The organism is Rhodopirellula sp. SH410 (assembly GCF_055811895.1).
In genome coordinates, this window is the sequence record NZ_CM147949.1 from 1,949,862 (window position 1) to 1,969,840 (window position 19,979).

The window sequence follows — 19,979 nt, forward strand, 5'->3', positions numbered from 1 at the left end:
CCGTATCGACAGACCGCTCGCGAAGTTGGATGATAGAGCCGAGGATTTTGCAACTCAACTCTACTCACAACGGATTACCGGGCGACATGTCCCAGGACCCTTTTCATCGTGACACGAACGTTTCGCCTGCCACACCTGCCGGCACGACACCTGCCGGCACCACATCGCCGCCCCCCAAAAAACGTCGCATTTGGCTGCGGGTGATTTTAGCCTTGATCGGCGGCGGGTTTCTCACGCTCCTGATCTGCTGCGGCGCCGGACTCTACGCGGTCCAGAATTACGGTGGCTTCATGTTTGATCCGATCCGCAAGGACATGAATCAAATGGCCGAGCTCCGGGACCAGGTCGGTGAAATTGAATCGTTGAATATGAATGTCTTCGCGACGGTTGAGGAAGGCAAAAACAATCCGGAATTCGTGATTTTTGACGGCCAGAGTGAGCAGGGGCCATTTCAAGTCTCAGCGAAAATGGGCAAATCGGGTGACCTTGAGAAGGTGTTTCTGGTCATGCCCGAAGGCAACCGGAAACCCATCGACATGAGCAAGCGTGTTGCGCCGCCGGTCGCTGATGCAGCCGAGAGTGCGGATGAAACGCCCGCTGAAACCTCTGTTGAAACGCCTGCTGAGGAGCCCGTTGATGAACCAGCGGAAACCGCCGCCGAAACGGCTGCAGAATAGGGCTGCTGAAATGATCTCTGGACAGGGCATCGAGCCCGTAGCTGCTCATTGATCCCTCCTTGTTTGTGAGGTATGGTCGTGCTCTGACCAGACACCTATCCATCTCCTCGAAAAACCGAAACAGCACGATGAAAGTGGCAACCTTCGACACCAACCGCGGCACGATCAAAGTCGAGCTTTTTGCAGACAAAACGCCGAAGACTGTCGGTAACTTTGAAACGCTCTGCGAGAAAAAGTATTACGACGGATTGAAGTTTCACCGCGTGATCCCTGACTTCATGATCCAAGGTGGCTGCCCGCAGGGCACAGGCACGGGCGGTCCAGGATACCAATTTGAGGACGAGTTCGATCCTTCGCTTCGTCACGACGGCCCCGGCGTGCTTTCGATGGCCAATGCGGGTCCTGGCACGAATGGTTCGCAGTTTTTCATCACCCACGTGGCCACGCCACACCTCGATGATCGCCATAGCGTCTTCGGCAAGGTGATCGAAGGCCAAGATGTGGTCGATTCGATCAAACAGGGTGACACGATGACCACGGTGCGAGTCACTGAGCAATAGAGAGCCATTGCGAAAAACTTCACCCGCGCGGGGGCTAGTTCCTCTGCCGGAGAAGGTTAAACTCACGTTAGGCGAAGCGATTCGCCGCCATTGATCTTTTTCAACTCAAAATTCCCGGCGTTTCCGTCTCGGTGCATGTTCTGCGTCGAGCGCGGGATCTCCGTGCCAACGCATTCGCCCATGACGCATTCATCCGCCCCTGCATCGCACGAACCGTCCTCGCCTGTTGGGCTCGCTCAAACGCCACTGGATTCTTGGCACCGGAAGGCGGGCGCCAAAATGGTGCCCTTCGCCGGATACGAGATGCCGATTCAGTACGGCGATGGCATCGTCGCGGAGCACGAAGCCTGTCGGACGCGGGCGGCATTGTTTGACGTTTCCCACATGGGACGATTGCGTTTTGACGGCGATGGTGCGGCCGAGTTCCTCGACAGTGTCCTGACACGCCGTGTCAGCGATCTGCCGGTGGGCGGCGTGCGATACTCGATGATTTGCAATGCTGAGGGCGGCGTGCTCGACGACGTGCTCGTGTCCTTTCTCGAAACGCCGTCCGAGCGACGATTTCATTTGCTCGTCGTCAATGCATCCAATCGCGAAAAAATCGTTCAGTGGCTGACGCCGTTGCTATCCGAGTTTCCGACCGTCACGATGTCTGATCGGACTGAATTGACGGCGATGATCGCAGTCCAAGGTCCGCTGGCGATGGAGACTTGCAAGAGACTGCTGAGCTTCGACCTGACCCGACTGAAGAACTACCAGGCTCGGATCACCGATCAGTTTGCCAAGCCCGTCATCGTCAGCCGCACGGGATACACCGGCGAAGATGGATTGGAATTGATTGTCCGAGCTGAAGAAGCCAACCGGGTGTGGGAGAACATTCTCTTGGCAGGCCGCGACGCGGGTTTCGTCGCCGCCGGTTTAGGGGCTCGCGATACCTTGCGGATGGAAGCGGGCATGCCGCTCTATGGTCACGAACTGAGCGAAACGGTGGACCCGTTATCGGTTGGTTTGTCGTTCGCGGTTAATCTTGCCGATCGCTCGTTCATCGGCGATGCGGCCCTGCAGCGGATCAAACGCGAGGGCAGCGCCATGGCGAGAATCGGCTTGTTGCCAGACGGCAAGCGACCGGCCCGCGAAGGTTGCGATGTGCTCGATGCGGGCGGTGCCAAGATCGGTGTTGTCACCAGTGGCGGACCGTCACCCACGCTCGGCGTTCCCATCGCGATGGCGATGGTGAAACGCGAGCATGCCGCCGACCCAGAATTCCAAATTGACATTCGTGGTCGCGCCGTCGCGGCGCGGCCCACGAAGTTACCGTTTTATCGACGCTCAGCATCGTAGAGAATCGACTCCACCCCCCGTTTTGAACCGTTCTACTTTCATTTTTATTGAGTATTGAGGAAGCCCCCCATGCCACGCGACATTACACAACTGCGATATGCCGAGTCCCATGAGTGGGTCGATGTCGCCGAAGAGAATGGCGAGCGGATTGCCACGATCGGAATTTCGAAATTTGCGATCGAGGCACTCAACGACCTCGTCTACATGGACCTTCCCGAAGTCGGTCGTAAGCTCGCGATCGGCGATGAATTTGGTGAAGTCGAATCCGTCAAAGCGGTCAGTCCCCTGTATAGCCCCGTGGCCGGTGAAGTCGTCGCTGTGCACACCGATCTGCCCGATAACCTCGAGGGGCTCAATGACGATCCCTACGATTTCGGTTGGATCATCAAAGTGAAACTCGACGGCGAGCCCGCCGAGACACTCATGGATCACGCCGCCTACGAAAAACAGTGTGCTCAAGCAGGCTAATCGCCTCTTCGAAAAGGGGTCTGACCCTTTTTGCGAGCGAGCAAATTTTGCACAGTCACTTTAGTTGCTGGAGAGGGTCAGACCCCTTTTCGGAGAGGTCGCAATCCAGATGTCCTATTTATTTCATACCGACAACGACCGCCGCGAGATGCTCGAAGCGATCGGCGCTGCCGATATCAACGAGATTATTGACGCGCAGGTTCCGCAGTCCGTTCAGCTGCAGCGGCAATTAGATTTGCCGCCTTCGATTAACGAGATGGAACTGACCGCCGAGCTGACCCGATTGGCGGCGTGCAACGCGAACGCGGAATCGCATGTCTGTTTTCTGGGCGGTGGTGCCTACGATCATTTTATCCCCGCGGTCGTGGACGAAATCGCATCACGAGGCGAGTACTACACTTCGTACACGCCTTACCAAGCCGAGGTCAGCCAAGGCAATCTGCAGGTGATGTTTGAGTACGAGACACTCATCACGCAGTTAACCGGGCTCGGCGTCAGCAACGCAAGTTTGTACGACGGCGGATCGGCGGCGACCGAAGCGGTGCTGATGGCACTGTCGATGCAGCGTGGTCGCAACAAAGTCATCACGAGTGATGTGGTGCATCCACAGTACCGCGAGATCCTTGCTGCGTATTTGCGCAACATCGATGCGGAGATCGTGGTGGTGGCTTCTGACGAGAACGGTTGTTCATCGAGCATCATCGACGCGATCGACGACCAGACCGCGTGCGTGCTGGTCCAGCATCCGAATTTCGTCGGCGGACTCGAAGACGTCGCGGCAATCGCGGCGGCCGCCAAAGCGGCCGGCGCGCTGACGATCGAATCGTTTGATCCGGTCAGTCTGGGGCGGCTTCGCCGGCCTGGCGACATGGGTGTTGATATCGCGATCGCGGAAGGACAAAGCCTCGGCAATCCGCTGGCCTTCGGCGGTCCGTACCTCGGCATCATGGCGTGCCGCGAAGAACTCGTCCGTCGCTTGCCCGGCCGCATCGCCGGTCAAACGACCGACCGCCGTGGCAAACGTTGCTGGGTGCTGACGCTGCAAACCCGCGAACAGCATATCCGGCGCGAAAAGGCGACCAGTAATATCTGCAGCAACCAGACACTGTTGGCTCTTCGCGCCACGGTTCACCTGAGCCTCCTCGGCCCTGATGGACTGCGTGAAACGAGCGATCACTGCATCGCCAAGACGGCGTACGCCAAACAGGCGATTGCCGCATCCGAGCGATTTGAGATCGTCGGTGAGAGCGCCTCGTTCAAGGAATTTGTGGTTCGCGATCGAAGCGGCGAGGTGGCGGAACTCTTGGAATATGCTCGCAATCACGAATTACTCGCGGGGATCGATCTCAACCCGATGGTGGGCGTGCACAGCGAAGGTGCGCTGACGGGGCTGCCCGAACGGTATCGCGACTGTTTTTTGGTCGCGGTCACCGAGAAACGCACGCGTGCCGAGATTGATCAATGGGCAAAGGTGCTCTGCCATGCACCACAGGCCGCGGCCTGTTAAAAGCGACAGCCAAGGAATACGCCGCGTCGCTACGTTTGCCAGAACGTGGATTCCGCCGTCTGGCGGCGGCAGCGACTCCACTTCGGAGTCCGCCGTCTGGCGACGGCAGCTACAAAAATAACCACTCTTTCACAGCCTCCTGTTCATGCGTAACCAACAATCCACTCAGCTCCTGTTTGAACTCAGTCGTCCGGGACGACGGGCCCATCGTTTGGGGCAACCTGATGTGCCGACCGCCGACGCGCTCGGTGCGTTTGACGCTCGTTTCTTAGCCGACCAACCACCACCACTGCCGCAGCTGGCCGAAGGCGACGTGGTGCGACACTTCGTGTGTCTGTCGACACTGAACATGAGTGTCGACACTCATTTCTATCCGCTCGGTTCGTGCACGATGAAGTACAACCCGAAACGCAATGAGCGGATTGCGTCGTTGCCGGGGTTTGCGAATGTGCATCCGATGCAGGATCCGTCGCACCTGCAGGGACTGCTGCAATTGCTCTATGAGTTGCAGGAGATGTTCGCGGAGATCAGTGGTTTGCCGGGTGTTTCGCTGCAGCCCGCCGCGGGGGCGCACGGCGAACTCACCGCTCTGCTGGTTGCGGAAGCCTATTTCCGCAGTATCGGCAGCACCCGTAACATTGTCTTGACCGCTGACTCGGCCCACGGCACCAACCCCGCCAGCGCCCAGATGGCGGGATTCAAAACGAAGACCGTCAAGAGCAACGCGGACGGTTTGGTGGATCTTGAAGACCTCGCGGCGAAGCTTGATGAAAACACCGCGGTGTTCATGCTGACCAATCCAAACACGCTCGGCTTGTTTGATCGCAATATTGAGAAGATGAATCAGATGGTGCACGACGCGGGCGCTTTGATCTATCTCGATGGCGCGAACATGAACGCGATTCTGGGGATCAGCCGGCCCGGTGATTTCGGTGCTGACCTGATGCACTACAACCCGCACAAGACCTTCTCCGGTCCACACGGTGGTGGCGGTCCTGGAGCGGGGCCGATCTGCGTTCGCGATTTTCTGACCAAGTTCCTGCCCGCGCCGCTGGTCACTCGCAAAGAGATTGAAACCGAAGACGGGCAGACGAAGTGGTACTACGACCTCTCTGAGTCCACGCAGGATTCGATCGGTCGTGTCCGCAGTTTCTTTGGCAATACCGGCGTGCTCGTGCGTGCCTACATCTACCTGCGCACCTATGGCGGCGACGGGCTACGGCGGGTCAGCGAAGACGCAGTGCTCAGTGCAAATTACTTGCTCAGCCAGGTCAAGCACTTCCTCGATGTTCCCCATGGTGATCGCTGCATGCACGAATTTGTTGCGTCAGCATCGCGTTTGAAGAAGAGCAAAAACATTTCTGCGATGGATCTTGCCAAGCGGATTTTGGACTTTGGATTCCACGCACCCACGGTGTACTTCCCACTCGTGGTGGACGAAGCCGTGATGGTCGAGCCAACGGAAACGGAGAGCAAGCAAACGCTCGATGCCTTTGTCGAAGCTTTGTTCCGGATCACTGACGAAGAGGGCGACATGATTCATCAGGCGCCTCACTCGACCCGGATCAGTCGCCCCGATGACGTGGGCGCGGCGCGCCGCCCCATCCTGCACTGGAGTGATCCGGCTGCCGACGACGCTGCCTCGTGAGCCATACGGGACGTTTGCTGCCGTTGTGCGAACATGACGGTGCGACCAACATGGCGGTTGACGAAGCGATTGTGGCTGCCGTTGCGAACGGGTCGGTGCTACCGACGCTGCGATTTTATGCTTGGAGCCGGCCAACATTGTCGCTGGGGTACTTCCAAGCGATTTCGGGGGCAGGTGACTGGGCCGACACCCCCGTTGATATCGTTCGCCGCTCGACGGGTGGAGGTGCGATCATGCACCACCATGAATTGACATATTCACTCTCGTTGCCGGTGCTCGAAACAGGCCCGGGAGCCCGAGAAAGTGTGTACCGGGCGGTGCACGCCTGCGTCGTTGACACGCTACACGAAAATGGGGTCGCTGCCGTGGCGTACCGCGACACGGCACCCGCCCTGCTCCGTCGCCAATCCAGCAGCTCGTCCATGGCCGACGGGGCGGCGGAGGGTTTGCGTCCCGCCACGACTGCCGCGAGCGAACCGTTCTTGTGCTTTCAACGGCGGACGGACGAAGACCTCATTTGCAGCGGCTACAAAATTCTCGGCAGTGCCCAACGGCGTGTCCGGGGCGGGGTTTTGCAGCATGGCAGCCTGCTGTTGCGAGCATCAACTCACGCGGATGTTTTGCCGGGCGTGATTGACCTCGCGGCTGCTGCGGTGGATGCCGTTGCCATCTCGCAGTCGATCGCCAAGCGGATTGGTGAAGTCTTGTCGATCGCATGGCAGCCGGGCGAATTGAGCGATGCCGAGCGTCAGGCCAGCGCTCAAATTCGCTCCGATCGCTATGCTGCTGCCGAATGGACGCGGCGCCGCTGATCCGGCCGCTGCAGCGAAATCGTGACAGGATGACGATCGAAACAATCTGTCTGCAAAAACCGGATTGACATTTCGATGGCATCCGGGTGCGAAATCAACCGCTGATGTGTCGTCGACAGTACCGCATGGTCGCGTTGGCCGGGCAGATGGGTCGCTTCGATAGCGACCACGAAATCATGTTCGGCGGCGATCACGCCCACGGACATCTGCTGTAGCGGCGGCAGTCGACGTACGTAGCTATCGGGTGCCTCGGACAACTCGCAGAGTTGGGGGAACGAGGATGCGAACGGGCCCAGCGGAATCCGCGTCAGGCGAGAGCCGCCGTTGGGGGGCGCCAGCATCACGATCCGTCCGACTTTCGAGGCCCAGCGAGTCTCCAGTCCCGATTCGTGGATCGCGGCCCGTGCGATCACGCTGCCCATGGAGTGCGTGACCAGATGGATGCGACCAAATTCGGGTGATTGAGCGAGTTCGCAAAGGTCCTCGCTGAGTCGTCTGGCGTGACGCTCCATCGACCCCCGCAGACTCGGGTAATGCCAATGCCGCGTTTGATAGCCCGCCGCTTGCAGGCCATCGTCGAGTCGTCGCATGCTATTCCGCCCGGCCATGAGACCGGGGACGGTCACGACGATCTCCCCCGCAGTGATCGGGATTTGCGAGCTCACGGGTGACGTTGACGAAAAGGCAGCCATGGCATCCTTATCGGCGGCGCAATCGTAAAACTTTGCAAAATCGTTTTAGACGGTAAAAACGAATCGTTGAGATCGGCAGCATTTCGAAGTACTGCCCGGCGGGGTAGAATCGCGACACATTACGGCGCCCCGCGTACCGACCGGTTCGCGCGGGCGACTATTTTTGACTTTTGCGTTTTGACACGATATGCCTCAGCCCACTGCTTCCGCGACCGAAAAAATGCCCGATCCCACGCCGCAGGAGCAGTGGGATGCGATGCCGCTGTTGCAGCAACGAGCCGCCGTATTTCGCGTGCAGGGTTGGCGAGAAACCGCCGAAGCGATTGTAGTCGCCTTTGTACTCGCGTTACTGTTTCGGGCGTTTATCGCCGAAGCGTTCGTGATACCGACGGGCTCGATGGCCCCGGCCTTGATGGGGGCTCACAAAGACGTTTTCTGCCCCGAGTGTGGTCAGGAGTTCCCGATCGGGGCCAGCCTCGAGAATCGCAATGATGCGACCGAGCATGTGGTCGTCGGCGGAATCTGTCCGAATTGCCGCTACGTCTATCCGCTGGATCTGAAAAACAATCCGGGGGATGCCACCTTCAGCGGCGACCGGATCCTCGTCAGCAAATTCGCTTATGCGTTGGGCGATCCCGAGCGTTGGGACGTGATCGTATTTAAAGTCCCGATCAATCCGAAACAGAACTACATCAAACGGCTCGTCGGGTTACCCAATGAGACTTTGACGATCATGCATGGCGATATTTACTCGCAGCCGGGCACACCACCGGCTGATGCCGAGCCGACGATCGGAAATCCCGGCGATCCGCTTGGCGAGATCGTGCGCAAGCCGCCCGAAAAGCTGCTGGCGATGAAGAGCATGGTCTACGATAGTGCTCACCAACCCGCGGCCCTGGTCGATGCCGACTATCCGACGCGGCTACAACCGTGGCGCCCGGGTGCCTCGATCCCACCCACCGATTCGTGGTCCGTCGAGCATTCGGATACCGGCGTCATCGCTCAAGTCGATGCCACCAGCGAGGCGGCCGAGTGGTTGCGGTACTACCACCACTGGCCAACAAAGGACGAGTGGGCCAAAGCGGAAAGCGGCGACTCGCTGGCGGGAGTCGATCCATACCAGGGACGTCTGATCACCGATTTCTATGCGTACGACGCCTATTTGTTTGTCGATGCCGATCGCGTTTACGATCGCAAGCCATCGTCCGCTGGGGCATCTCGCATCCAACGGTTGCTGGGGAACTCTCGTAGTGGCGGCGTGTTTCGACCGAGCTATGATTCGGGAGCTAGCCTCGATCAGTTCCGCAATCACTTGCACTACGGGGGCTCGGGACACGCCGGAGACGGAGTGCACTGGGTGGGCGATCTGATCGTCCAGGCGGACGCTGAAATCGCACCCGGTACGAAATCCCTGACCATGGAAATTGTTGAAGCCGGTGTGAAGTATCGTTGTGAGTTTGATTTGGCGACCGGCCAGGCTCAGCTGTCGATTAACGACGGGCAACCGCGGCCAGGTGCCTTCGATGCCGGCGACCTGGATGAAACGCTCAATCCCACGGCCAGCACAGAGGTCCGGGCGGGCACGCGGCACAGCTTGCGATTTAGTAATTGCGACAACCAACTACTGCTCTGGGTCGATGGCGACGTCATCAGCTTCGATCGCCCGACGACCTATGATATTTCGAGTTTCTTAAAACCAGAAGACGTGCGACCGGTCTACAACGGCCCCGGTGACCCGTTGGACGCATCGCCGGTGGGAATCGCTGTTCAAGGTGGGGCCGCGACGCTGCATCGTCTCACGATCGATCGCGACAAGTACTACATTGCGACGACAAACGGCAACCAAATGTTGGACTATGACATGCCCTCGCTCAGCGAGTATGCGGGCGCCAACGTACGGGTTGAGGAGATTCAAGCGGTGATGGCGGAACCCAAAGTCTGGGACGAGTTCCCCGGCTGGGCGACGCGCCGGCGGGTTAGCTTTCCAATTGGCGAAGATCAGTATTTCCCGATGGGCGACAATAGCCCCGAGAGTCTCGATGCGAGGTGTTGGGCGGGTACGAAACTGCGTTACGGTGCCGATCGAAGTGTCGATCCCGAATCCTACCGCTTTGCCAATGCAGCCTTCGTGCCACGGGATTTGTTGGTCGGCAAGGCATTGGCGATTTTCTGGCCCCACCCGTGGCCGACGCCAGTCCCGTTTACTCCCAATTTCCAACGCATGCGGCTGATCCGTTGAGGGGTGGGGGGGGGTGCATGACAGGGTTTGTTAGGTAACTTTGGTTTTGGTCTTGCGATGGCGGAAGCCGTCGTTTCGCTGGCCTCGACGATGCCAGAAGGCGTCTCGGTCGTGCGTTTCGCTCAGGTCGTCCGCTTTGAGCTGCAGTAGTGGCTCAAGCGAATCGTCTCGCCAAAACTTTTCCGTCCCTTTGATCCGCTCGTTGATTTGCTTCTGAGCCGATTCCACGGGCGAGGTGGTCACTGGAAGTCCCGCACGCCGATAACGAGCATACTGCATCCGCGACGCGTTGTTGCTCAGGTAGGTGATGGCCCGACGCAGGTCTTCGGGAACATCTTCGTGACCGGCAGCTTGCTGTTGCATCGCCGTGATGACTCGATCGACATCACCGCTCCACGTCCACTCGAGCCACTGGATATACAACTGCCAGCCATCTTCGATCCGCCCGCAGGATGCGATCGCACCGCCGTAGACGTAAGCCAAGGCGTGCATGATGTCGACGATCGGCGTGTAGTGCGAGAAGTGACTCGACCACAGCGACCAGTTCACTTTCAAGCCGTCGCCCATGAAGGCTTTGATTTTGGCTTTGTTAAAACCACGCCGATACGCCTCGGCCGCCAACGCCAACCCGAGATGATCATATCCCAGTCGGGTCGCAACGATCGTTTGTACCAACGGATCACCGCCGCTCCAACGCTTGTGATCCTTGCGTGACGACTTGCTGTTTTGGCTGGCTGGTTCTGCCGAAGCTGATTGCTTTGATGACGGCTGGCTGTCACGCGATGGCTCACTCTCAGGTTCGCCTGAATCACTTGATGAACCGCTGCTGCGATGGATTTCATTCACTTTGGGAATAATCCACAGCGGATCTTTCAAACATTCTGGGACCTCGGGGTGAGGGTCCACGTCCGATGGCCTGGACTGATACGTTTGCAGCACGCCGGCCTGAGTCTCTCGCCACCAACGGTGCTTTTTGTCGCTCGGTTTGTCCTGCCCCCAAAGCGAATCGCGAATCTGAGCACGACCGCCGTCACCCTGTATCACTGCGGCACGTCCGCTCCAATCATTTGCTGGTGCATCGTGGCTTTGGCCGTGCTGTTGCTCGGGGATGCTCGCGGCGGTGTAGCGATCAATGCTTTGTTGCTGTTCGCCGAGTCGTTCGTTGCCGATGCGAATGGCGATCCGCTGACATTGCTTGGAAGAGATGGTCAGTTCAGCGAGGTCTCGCAGGTTGCGACTGGCCACCGCATAGGAACGGTCTCTCGCTGCGGCGATGGTAACTTTCTGTAGGACTGCGGGCGTTTGCTCGATGTCGATGTCACACTGCAATGTTCTCATCTGAGGGAAAAAAATCGAGGCGGCAAGCCTCGCAATGAGATACGTCGGTTTTGAATTTCACTTGGCCTCGTCTACTTTGCAGCGAGCGATGCTGAGCCTTTTTCGGTGTCATTTCCATACCGCATTTGGGACAGGCGGTCACCGGATCGGCCTCTCGAGACTGCTTGGCGAGCAGTTCGCTCATGACGATTTGCGTGACCCGGTCGACTTCCTCGATGGTCCGTTGCTCGATCGTCATCAAGTTGGCGTTGGCGAGATCGGGAATCCCGCCACCATCGATGAGCCGCTGCATGACGAGGTCAGCGATTTGTTGGGCGGTGGGTGTGGCTGATGCCGATTCCATGGCGATTCCCTCGAAAAGTGTTCTCTAAAGCTCCCAGCCTTCCCGGCTGCACGCCGCAAAGTGTAATTCATATCCAAATTCAAGCCGACCCCAATCCCAGCCGCAAACCCTGTCATGCACCCGTGGGGGGGAAGTTCTTGTACCGGACTTGCGGCACGGCGGGAAAATTTGATACCGCAGGGTGTTAAATGACCAAACAGCGGATTTTTGGGGCTACGATCCCTAACGCGGTTTTCGAAGAAGTCTGATTTCTCGCCATGGAAGGCCAGTCAGGAATGTTTGCAGGACGTCAACTATCGCTGTTTGCCGTGTTCGCGATCGGCATCGCCTCACCGTTGGGTTTGGGGCTACCTCTCTTTCCGGGTTTCCCCACGGGATCGGTTGCCTCGGCCACGGAAGCTCAGTGGATTTGGGCTGGGGGCACAACGCTCGATCAAGAGATCGCCGTCGGCGAGACCTGTTGGTTCCGCAAGGTTCTGAACCTGCGCGAGCGCGGGGACGGCTTCGTCGAGATCGCTGCCGACGATAACTACGAAGTCCGGGTGAACGGTCGTGTAATCGGTGAGGGCCAATCCTACCGGCAGATGCAGGAATTCGAAATTTCCGACTACCTGGAAACAGGCCGCAATGTTATCGCGATTCGAGTCGAAAACACGGCAGGGGCTACCGCGGCCTTGGTCGCGCGAGTCTCCATTCGTCCGGAAAACGAAGACAAATGGTACACGTTCAGCTCCGATGAGACCTGGCGAACGAGTCTCAAAGAACAGGGCATGTGGGACAACCCCACCTTCAACGACCGGACGTGGGAGTCGGCGTCCGCGTTCGGTGTGTTGGGCGAAACGGTGCCTTGGGATCGCGAACAAAACGTCGCTGTTGAATCTGAAAAAGAGCAGAGCGAACGATTCCAGATCCAACGCGGCTTCGGTGTCCAACGCGTTCTTAACGATGATCAGGTCGGCTCGGTGATCGCGATGGCGTTCGACGAATTTGGGCATGTGGTGCTATCGCAGGAGCAGGGGCCCCTGTTGATTGCCGTTGACCGTGACGATGACGGGGTCCCCGAAGACGTGCGCACCTATTGCGATCAAGTTGAATCCATTCAAGGCATCCTACCGCTCAACGGAGAAGTGTTTGTCACGGGCAAAGGGCCCGATGGCACCGCCCTGTACCGGCTCAGCGACAAGAACCGCGACGGCACGCTCGAGACGGTCAAGACACTGATGAAATTCCGTGGCGAGGGCGGCGAGCATGGTCCCCACGGTTTGCGTCTCGGCCCCGACGGGATGATCTACGTGTCCCTGGGCAGCTACGTGCAACCGATTGGCAAAGCCGGCAAGGGTGAAACATTGCGCGACATCTACGAAGGCGATTTGTTGCCACGGTATGAGGATCCGGCTGGCCATGGCCGCGGCATTCACGCCCCCGGTGGAACGATCATTCGGACCGACATTGACGGGAAAGTCGTCGAACGTGTCGCCGGTGGACTGCGCAATACCTACGATCTCGCATTCCATCCATCGGGCAGCCTGTTCGTGCATGACGCGGACATGGAAGCTGATTTGGATACGCCCTGGTATCGACCGACCGCATTGATGGAAATCACCGAGGCGGGCGAGTTTGGTTGGCGTCCGGGTTGGGCCAAATGGCCGGAATACTACTACGATCGATTACCCAATCTACTCGATACCGGTCGCGGGAGTCCGACGGGCATCGAATGTTATGAGCACCACATGTTCCCCGTTCGGTACCACGACAGCCTGTTCTTGGCGGATTGGTCGGAGGGGCGCATCCTGAATGTGCGTTTGAAGCCGGATGGCAGCGGCTACTCGGCCGACAGCGAAGTCTTTCTGAAGGGCACACCGCTGAATGTGACCGACTTGGCCGTCGGTGCGGATGGTGCGTTGTATTTTAGTACCGGCGGTCGCGGAACCGCCGGCGGTGTGTATCGGGTTGTTTATCAAGGCAAGGTGCCCGATGCGATGAAACAGATGGGATCGGGCATCGCCGCGGCCGTTCGCCAACCACAGCTCGACGCCGCATGGGCCCGTCAAGCCATCGCCACGGTTCGTCATGAACTGGGCGATGATTGGGATCGGCAGGTCGCTGGGGTTGCATACAGTGATGAAAATCCCGCCGCATATCGCATTCGAGCAATCAACTTGATGCAAATGTACGGTCCTGTACCGAGCGAAGAGTTGCTGATTGAACTTTCTAAAACAGCAAACGAGGCTGTCCGCCGCCGCGCGACGATGCAGCTCGGACTGTCTCCCTCGCACGGAGCGGCGAAGCGTTTAGAGGAGTTACTCGGTGATGGAGATGCCCGGGTCGCGCGCACCGCCTGCGAAGCGATCCTCCGCAGCAATCAGTTCCCGAGCGACCCCGACGCAATTTTTCCGCTGCTGTCCAGCCGCGACCGCAACGTGTCCTATGTGGCGCGACAGGTATTGCAGCGGTTGCCCGTGAATGATTGGAAGGAAACCGTCCTCAGCTCCGATGACACACGCACCGCCATCGTGGGCATGCTCGCATTGGTGGCTGCCGAGCCTACTGCCGAGACGGGAGACGAGGTGCTGCAGCGGACCGGCGAGTTGATGCAGGGGTTCCTCAGCGACAAGGATTTCGTCGATGCCTTACGGCTGTGCCAAGTGACTTTGGCGAGGTGCAAAATCGAGCCGAACGCCGTGCCGTGGTTGCGAGACCGAATCGCAGCGGAATTCCCCTCCGGTGACTCCCGCATCAACCACGAATTGATTCGCCTGGCGACGTACCTCCAGGCCGACGCCATCGTTCCGCGAGCAATGGAATACATCGAGTCGGACGCTCCCCAGCTCGATCGGGTGCTGACCGCGATGTGCCTGCAGTTTATCGATCACGATTGGACGGCTCAGGAACGCTTCGCGATGCTGAAGATGTACGAGCGTATCGCCAGCGAGGAATCCGAGGGTTCGCTGCCGATGTACATGGTCGCCGTCACACGAGACTTTGGCCGCAATCTGTCGATTGATGACGTGCAAGCGATCCTGGACGAAGGAGCACGCTGGAGAAACGCGGCACTCGGAGCGATCTTCCGCCTGCCACGTCCCATTGACGATGCGACCGCTGCGAAGCTGCGAAATTTGGATGACCAGCTCGTTGCTGAACCCAAAATTGACGACGTTCACCGTCGGTTGAGGACCGGTATCATCGCGATGCTGTCAACGGCCGACGATCAAGAGTCTGCCGAACACCTCCGTAAAATTTGGCGGACCGAGCCGGAACGGCGTGCTGTGGTGGCCCTCGCACTCGCCCAGAAACCCGATGGAGAGAATTGGGATTACCTCGTTCGCAGCCTGAATATTCTCGATGGCCCGTCCGCCGAAGAGGTCGTGAGGAGACTGAAAGAAGTACCGATTGCGACCGACGATCCGATGGCGCTCCGCGCCCTCGTGCTGATGGGTTTGCGTGCCGAGCAACAGGGGACTGCGTTCGAAAAGGTTGAGCGGCTGCTGGAGCACTGGACCGGCATGCAGCGTCCTACCGGCGCCGCCCCCACCATGGAACTGTGGCAGCGATGGTATGCCAAAACGTTCCCCGATCGTCCGGCCGCCGAACTACCCAGCGACGATGAGTCGAAATGGGATCTCGAGCAACTGCTGACCTATCTCGATTCGGATGAGGGTGAAGCGGGAGATACTCACGCGGGGGCGGGAATTTTCCAGACGACCCAGTGTGCGAGCTGCCACCGCCATGAAGGAACGGGCGTGTCGATCGGCCCCGACCTGACCAACCTTGCCAAACGCTTCACGCGGCGTGAGATTCTCGAATCGATCCTGCATCCTTCGCATGTCGTCAGTGATCAGTACGCTAGTAAGCAGGTTTTGACGACGTCAGGACAAGTTCACGTGGGCATGGTCAGCAACGTCGGCGACGGTCTGCAAGTCCGTGACGCACGAAATGAGCTCACAGTGATCCCTCAAGACGACGTGGACTCGGTGGCGCCCAATGGCACGAGCATCATGCCGAGCGGTTTGATCGATGATCTCACGCAGTCGCAAGTACGCGACCTGATGGCGTACCTGGGACTGGTTCGCCCCATCGAGATTGCGACCCGCCCGTAGCTGAGGAATCAGACATCGATTTGCTCGGGGGCAATGGTCCCGAGCTACGTCGCCCTCGAGACGGCGCGCCAGGCGCGCATGTCGTTGGGGCCGCAGAACTGCAGCAGGATCGCGCCGCGAGCGGCGTACTGGTCGAATACCTGTTCATGGAATTGGTCTTCGCCAGGCCATGGGTAGCTGTAGACGACAGCAAAGTCATCGAGGCCCCAGCCCAGGGTGCGATAGGCGGACTCGGCAAGGTGCCCCAGGCTCGGCAGGGTCGGGTCATCGGCCAGATCTTCCGCACCCGGGGGCAAGAAATTTCCCAATACGAGTTCGGGCGGCGGGGAGGTCGATCCGGGGAGATCCTCACGCAGCGGTCCACACCAATCCGCCAGCGTTCGCCGACCGTGTTCCATTAAAACGGCTTCGGATTCGATCCCCAGGGCATCCCACCCCAGTGCATCGGCCATCAGCGTGACTGCGGCGAAACCACACCCCCACTCGACGAAACGATTGCCGATCATCATCTGTGACTCACGCAGCCACGCGAGTGTTTGGTAGACCAGTTGATAGTCAGCGGCCACAAACTGCTCGATCTGAGGCATGTCCCAGCGGTCTTGGAAGGCTTCGATTCGGCATCGCAGGTCATGCACCATCGCATGCACGGGAGCGGGGATGGGGCGACTGTCGAGCTGACGCGGCAGTGGAATGGATTGCAACATGTGGGGGCCTTACTGGTTTTCGTCCTGATACCAACTGGCATACATCAGGTAGTTGGTGGCAATTTTTTGGATCATCTCACGGGCTTGTTCGGGATCGACATCCTTGATTCGCCTCGCCGGCGTGCCTGCGTAGAGACTGCCGGGTTCGATCTGCGTACCAGATAAAACGACGGAGCCGGCGCCGATGATCGAGCCTTCGCCGATGTGAACGTGATCCAGGATCACGGAGTTGATACCGATCAAGCAATTTTGGTCGATGCGAGCGCCGTGGACGCATACGTTGTGCCCGATCGAGACGTTGTCAGCGATCTCGATGACCGATTTCTGATAAAGTGTGTGAAGTACCGACCCGTCCTGAATGTTGACGCGGTTGCCAATACGGATCGAATTCACGTCGCCCCGGACCACCGTGCTGAACCAGACCGAACAGTCGTCCCCCATGACGACATCGCCCACGACGACCGCATTGTCGGCAAGGTAGCACCCACTTCCAAACTGGGGCGTGAAACCGCGTACGGATTTGATCAGAGGCATGGCGAGCTGGGACGGTTCAAAAGAGATGGGCGACAGCAAATGGATCCACGAGTAGCCACATTCGCCAGAATATGGATCCCACGCTCTGGCGAGCCCAGCTACCTTGGATTCGAAGCGATTTAATTGTCTCGCTGTTGCTTGGTAAATGAAAGCAGCCGAGAGTGTAGCGAAATTCCCAAACGAGACTGAGTACCGATGCAACTACCGAAATACGCCCTTCTGTGTTTGATCCTATTCCCCGTTGTCGCCACGACGCTCGCCGCCACGACGCTCGCCGATGAGGCGTCCGCTGGCGAGGCGTCCGCTGGCGATGCCAAACCACACGTCGTGATGCTGATTGCCGAGCGGGAATACGACACGCGGGAAACCCTGCCGAAATTCGCTGGAAAATATCTCGCCGATGATTACGAGGTGTCCTTCGTGTACGCGGATGACGAGGACCCGAACACCTTCGACGGGATCGAGAAGGTGCGTCAAGCAGACGTTTTGTTGGTGAGCGTCCGACGGCGTACCCCGCCGCCGGAACAGCTCGACATCATCCGAGCGTACGTTCAGAGCGGCAAACCGGTGATTGGTATTCGCACGGCCAGTCACGCGTTCTCTGTCCGCAACCAAGCCGTCCCTGAAAAACGCGTTCAGTGGCTCACGTGGGATCAAGACTTGTTTGGTGGCAACTACACCAATCATTACGGCAAGGGAAGCGACGTCACGGTGACCTTGGTCGCCCCCGAGTCCACACCGGCGATATTGCTGCAAGGGTTAACCACCGATCAGACGTGGACTTCCGCAGGGACGCTCTACAAAGTCTCCCCGCTGGCGGCGGGCACCGAGGTGTTGCTGACCGGAAAGATACCAGGCCAACCGGGCGAACCGGTCGCGTGGACTTTCCGCCGTCACGATGGTGGGGCATCCTTCTACACCTCGCTCGGTCACCCCGACGATTTTGCGGGACCACTGCTGCCGCAATTGCTCGTCAACGCGATTCAATGGTCAAGCGTCAGGGCGGCGAAGGGGGCTGATGACGGTCGATAAGCGGGCGTCGGGCCTCCCCGGAAGATCTCGCTGAACGCGAGATCCCGGCCCCTCGTCTCGATCGATCAATCGATCAATCGATCAATCGATCGAGCATCGCCGTCGCGAGTCCGAGGACCAGGAAAAAACCGCACATGTCGGTGACCGTTGTTAGCAACGGGCCACTGGCAACGGCGGGATCGAAACCTAAGCGTTTGAGCAGCAGTGGTACCGTGCCACCGATGGAAACCGCGATCAGAGTATTGATAAACAGGGAAATCCCCACCACCAGCCCGAGGTACGGATTACCGTCCCAGATGATCGCAACGATCGCGACGAGCAACCCGAGTGCGGCGCCGTTGACGAGCCCCACGGCAGCTTCCTTCATCCAGACGCGCATCATCTCCGTCGGCCGGACCAAACCCAGCGACAGTTCACGCATGCTGACCGCGACGGCTTGATTGCCGCTGCAGCCACTCATGTCGCTGATGATGGGTAAGAACACGGCCAGCGCGATCACTTGGGCGAGTGTGTCTTGGTACAGCGCGATCACACCCGCGGCGCCGATATTGAGCACGATGTTGATGCTCAGCCAACTCAGGCGGCGGCGTGCACGCTGCATCAATGGCATCGTTCGCAGTTCCTCGCCTCCAATGATCCCCTGGCTCTTCAGGAAATCACTCTCGGCGGCCCGCGTTGCTTCGTAGTCCACCGCGTTGCGGTGGACTACGCCGAGTAGCCTGCCATCGGCGTCAACAATCGGCACACCGAGAAAGCGGTGGGTGTCGAAGAATTCGATCAAATCGTCGAGTGGTGTGGAGTCCAGCAACGATAGCGGGTCCGCGATCATGATATCGGCGACCGGTTCTCGCCGGCGAGCAAATAGCAAATTGCGCATCGGCACCACGCCGACGAGTCGTTCGTTCTCGTCCGTGAGGTAGGCGTACTGCACGTCATAATCACGGAACTCTTCAGCGTTTTCGGACAGGGTTTCAATGACCTTCGCGACGGTCGTCGAGCGGTTGAATCGCAAGATTTCGCGGACCAGCAATCCCCCGGCGACGTCATCGCTATAGGCCGCCAATTCGCGTGCGGCCGTCGCGTCGGCGCGCGGCCAGGCCTCGAGAATCGCAGCGGCTTGGGCGTCATCCAAATCGCCCAACAAGTCGGCTTGCTCGTCGCTGGGCATCTCGTAAACGATCGCAGCCGCTTCATCGGCCGGCAACGATTCAACGAGTTCGGCAGCCTGGCTCTCACTCAGGTGACGCAGCAATTCGGCAGCGTCCCCGACGGCCAACGTCGTTAGCACCAGTTGATGGTGCGCCTCGTCCATGCGGCTCAGCGCGAGCGCTTGATCACCCGCTGAGAGGCTGTCGAGGTATACCGAGAGCGACTCAGGGTCGCCATCGTGAGCGAGTTGCTCCAATCGCTCCCAGGGGCGATCATTGTTTTCAAGCAATCCCGCGATCGTCGGTGCCGACTCGGTCTCATCGGGTAGGGGAGACATGCTCATCTTAGCTTAAGGTAACCTCAGCATAGGTTTCTTCACTCTCCCACAGACGGATTTTGTAGGCGTCCGCCCCGCTATCGCCGAGGATAATGGGGCAGACTTCCTCGAGAAAATGCTTCGCCATGTTCTCGGCGGTCGGGTTGCAATCGAGCTCGTAGATGCGGTGGGGCTGGGAACTGCGGATTGCCGCGAGTCCGTTTTGATCCTGATCCCAAAGCACGAACGCATGATCCCAATGCTCATCGATCCAGTTCTTGCACCGCACTTTCAATTGTTTGAAATCGAGAATGCGGCCGACCGCGTCCTGCTCATGCCCCGTCACGTAGACCTCGAGCACGTAGTTGTGTCCGTGCAGGTTTTGGCATTTTCCTTCGTGGCCCACCAATCGGTGGCCGGCACAGAAGGTAAATCGACGCATGATGGAAATCGACACAGGCACTCCGCGAAGAGAAGATGGTTACAGAGACGAACGGGACAGCGGCAGAAGTGGACGAGTTG

17 protein-coding genes are annotated in these 19,979 nt (G+C 58.8%); 10 read left to right on the top strand and 7 right to left on the bottom strand.

The features are described 5' to 3' along the window. Positions 1 to 86 precede the first annotated feature (86 nt). The 7 genes from SH410x_RS07350 (at position 87) to SH410x_RS07380 (ending at position 7,013) form a co-directional block, all read left to right on the top strand. Entirely contained in the window at positions 87 to 677 is a 591-nt protein-coding gene (locus tag SH410x_RS07350) for a PLP-dependent aminotransferase family protein (RefSeq protein WP_473675841.1), read from the top strand. 128 nt (positions 678 to 805) lie between these two features. Beyond that, positions 806 to 1,237, top strand: coding sequence for a peptidylprolyl isomerase (locus SH410x_RS07355; RefSeq protein WP_473675842.1), 432 nt, complete (start codon positions 806 to 808; stop codon positions 1,235 to 1,237). Positions 1,238 to 1,417: 180 nt separating this feature from the next. Next, positions 1,418 to 2,578 carry a glycine cleavage system aminomethyltransferase GcvT gene (gene gcvT, locus SH410x_RS07360; protein WP_473675843.1) on the top strand — a complete coding sequence of 387 codons (1,161 nt, stop codon included), beginning with the start codon at positions 1,418 to 1,420 and terminating at the stop codon, positions 2,576 to 2,578. 69 nt (positions 2,579 to 2,647) lie between these two features. Then, on the top strand, positions 2,648 to 3,046 hold the full coding sequence (gcvH, locus tag SH410x_RS07365) for a glycine cleavage system protein GcvH (RefSeq protein WP_473675844.1): 399 nt from the start codon (positions 2,648 to 2,650) through the stop codon (positions 3,044 to 3,046). A gap of 109 nt (positions 3,047 to 3,155) precedes the next feature. Continuing rightward, positions 3,156 to 4,553: an aminomethyl-transferring glycine dehydrogenase subunit GcvPA gene (gene gcvPA, locus SH410x_RS07370; RefSeq protein WP_473675845.1), complete on the top strand. Its 1,398-nt coding sequence runs from the start codon at positions 3,156 to 3,158 to the stop codon at positions 4,551 to 4,553. 145 nt (positions 4,554 to 4,698) lie between these two features. Continuing rightward, positions 4,699 to 6,201, top strand: a complete 1,503-nt coding sequence (gene gcvPB, locus SH410x_RS07375; RefSeq protein WP_473675846.1) for an aminomethyl-transferring glycine dehydrogenase subunit GcvPB — start codon at positions 4,699 to 4,701, stop codon at positions 6,199 to 6,201. Further along, the gene (locus SH410x_RS07380) at positions 6,198 to 7,013 is read left to right on the top strand and encodes a lipoate--protein ligase family protein (protein WP_473675847.1); all 816 of its coding nucleotides are present in this window, start codon (positions 6,198 to 6,200) and stop codon (positions 7,011 to 7,013) included. Before gcvPB ends, SH410x_RS07380 begins: the two co-directional genes overlap by 4 nt. On the opposite strand, the gene SH410x_RS07385 is transcribed toward SH410x_RS07380, so the two are convergent. After that, positions 6,980 to 7,678 (bottom strand): esterase/lipase family protein, encoded by a 699-nt coding sequence (locus SH410x_RS07385; protein ID WP_473675848.1) that lies wholly within the window; start codon positions 7,676 to 7,678, stop codon positions 6,980 to 6,982. The genes SH410x_RS07380 and SH410x_RS07385 overlap by 34 nt on opposite strands. Positions 7,679 to 7,892: 214 nt before the next feature. Between SH410x_RS07385 and lepB the strand changes: the two genes are divergently transcribed. Next, a complete protein-coding gene (gene lepB / locus SH410x_RS07390) occupies positions 7,893 to 9,944 on the top strand; it encodes a signal peptidase I (RefSeq protein WP_473675849.1) in 2,052 nt (683 codons plus the stop codon). A gap of 30 nt (positions 9,945 to 9,974) precedes the next feature. On the opposite strand, the gene SH410x_RS07395 is transcribed toward lepB, so the two are convergent. Next, entirely contained in the window at positions 9,975 to 11,282 is a 1,308-nt protein-coding gene (locus SH410x_RS07395) for a hypothetical protein (protein ID WP_473670264.1), read from the bottom strand. Then, on the bottom strand, positions 11,263 to 11,625 hold the full coding sequence (locus SH410x_RS07400) for a hypothetical protein (protein WP_473670265.1): 363 nt from the start codon (positions 11,623 to 11,625) through the stop codon (positions 11,263 to 11,265). The genes SH410x_RS07395 and SH410x_RS07400 overlap by 20 nt, the downstream gene beginning before the upstream one ends. Positions 11,626 to 11,882: 257 nt before the next feature. On the opposite strand from SH410x_RS07400, the gene SH410x_RS07405 reads away from it, so the two are divergent. Further along, positions 11,883 to 15,722, top strand: a complete 3,840-nt coding sequence (locus SH410x_RS07405) for a DUF7133 domain-containing protein (protein ID WP_473675850.1) — start codon at positions 11,883 to 11,885, stop codon at positions 15,720 to 15,722. 44 nt (positions 15,723 to 15,766) lie between these two features. On the opposite strand, the gene SH410x_RS07410 is transcribed toward SH410x_RS07405, so the two are convergent. Both SH410x_RS07410 and SH410x_RS07415 read right to left on the bottom strand, forming a co-directional pair. Then, positions 15,767 to 16,426: a class I SAM-dependent methyltransferase gene (locus tag SH410x_RS07410; RefSeq protein ID WP_473675851.1), complete on the bottom strand. Its 660-nt coding sequence runs from the start codon at positions 16,424 to 16,426 to the stop codon at positions 15,767 to 15,769. A 9-nt stretch (positions 16,427 to 16,435) separates the two neighbouring features. Next, a complete protein-coding gene (locus tag SH410x_RS07415) occupies positions 16,436 to 16,960 on the bottom strand; it encodes a gamma carbonic anhydrase family protein (RefSeq protein WP_473675852.1) in 525 nt (174 codons plus the stop codon). 195 nt (positions 16,961 to 17,155) lie between these two features. Between SH410x_RS07415 and SH410x_RS07420 the strand changes: the two genes are divergently transcribed. Continuing rightward, positions 17,156 to 17,992, top strand: a complete 837-nt coding sequence (locus tag SH410x_RS07420) for a ThuA domain-containing protein (RefSeq protein WP_473675853.1) — start codon at positions 17,156 to 17,158, stop codon at positions 17,990 to 17,992. A 73-nt stretch (positions 17,993 to 18,065) separates the two neighbouring features. On the opposite strand, the gene mgtE is transcribed toward SH410x_RS07420, so the two are convergent. Then, the gene (gene mgtE / locus SH410x_RS07425; RefSeq protein ID WP_473675854.1) at positions 18,066 to 19,478 is read right to left on the bottom strand and encodes a magnesium transporter; all 1,413 of its coding nucleotides are present in this window, start codon (positions 19,476 to 19,478) and stop codon (positions 18,066 to 18,068) included. A 7-nt stretch (positions 19,479 to 19,485) separates the two neighbouring features. Beyond that, on the bottom strand, positions 19,486 to 19,899 hold the full coding sequence (locus tag SH410x_RS07430) for a 6-pyruvoyl trahydropterin synthase family protein (RefSeq protein WP_473675855.1): 414 nt from the start codon (positions 19,897 to 19,899) through the stop codon (positions 19,486 to 19,488). Between the last annotated feature and the right edge of the window lie 80 nt (positions 19,900 to 19,979).

Excerpts from the sequence above, each read along its gene's own strand:
- SH410x_RS07350 (WP_473675841.1), top strand. The coding sequence starts at position 87 with ATGTCCCAGGACCCTTTTCATCGTGACACGAACGTTTCGCCTGCCACA.
- SH410x_RS07355 (WP_473675842.1), top strand. The coding sequence starts at position 806 with ATGAAAGTGGCAACCTTCGACACCAACCGCGGCACGATCAAAGTCGAG.
- gcvT (WP_473675843.1), top strand. The coding sequence starts at position 1,418 with ATGACGCATTCATCCGCCCCTGCATCGCACGAACCGTCCTCGCCTGTT.
- gcvH (WP_473675844.1), top strand. The coding sequence starts at position 2,648 with ATGCCACGCGACATTACACAACTGCGATATGCCGAGTCCCATGAGTGG.
- gcvPA (WP_473675845.1), top strand. The coding sequence starts at position 3,156 with ATGTCCTATTTATTTCATACCGACAACGACCGCCGCGAGATGCTCGAA.
- gcvPB (WP_473675846.1), top strand. The coding sequence starts at position 4,699 with ATGCGTAACCAACAATCCACTCAGCTCCTGTTTGAACTCAGTCGTCCG.
- lepB (WP_473675849.1), top strand. The coding sequence starts at position 7,893 with ATGCCTCAGCCCACTGCTTCCGCGACCGAAAAAATGCCCGATCCCACG.
- SH410x_RS07395 (WP_473670264.1), bottom strand. The coding sequence starts at position 11,282 with ATGAGAACATTGCAGTGTGACATCGACATCGAGCAAACGCCCGCAGTC.
- SH410x_RS07400 (WP_473670265.1), bottom strand. The coding sequence starts at position 11,625 with ATGGAATCGGCATCAGCCACACCCACCGCCCAACAAATCGCTGACCTC.
- SH410x_RS07405 (WP_473675850.1), top strand. The coding sequence starts at position 11,883 with ATGGAAGGCCAGTCAGGAATGTTTGCAGGACGTCAACTATCGCTGTTT.
- SH410x_RS07410 (WP_473675851.1), bottom strand. The coding sequence starts at position 16,426 with ATGTTGCAATCCATTCCACTGCCGCGTCAGCTCGACAGTCGCCCCATC.
- SH410x_RS07415 (WP_473675852.1), bottom strand. The coding sequence starts at position 16,960 with ATGCCTCTGATCAAATCCGTACGCGGTTTCACGCCCCAGTTTGGAAGT.
- SH410x_RS07420 (WP_473675853.1), top strand. The coding sequence starts at position 17,156 with ATGCAACTACCGAAATACGCCCTTCTGTGTTTGATCCTATTCCCCGTT.
- mgtE (WP_473675854.1), bottom strand. The coding sequence starts at position 19,478 with ATGTCTCCCCTACCCGATGAGACCGAGTCGGCACCGACGATCGCGGGA.
- SH410x_RS07430 (WP_473675855.1), bottom strand. The coding sequence starts at position 19,899 with ATGCGTCGATTTACCTTCTGTGCCGGCCACCGATTGGTGGGCCACGAA.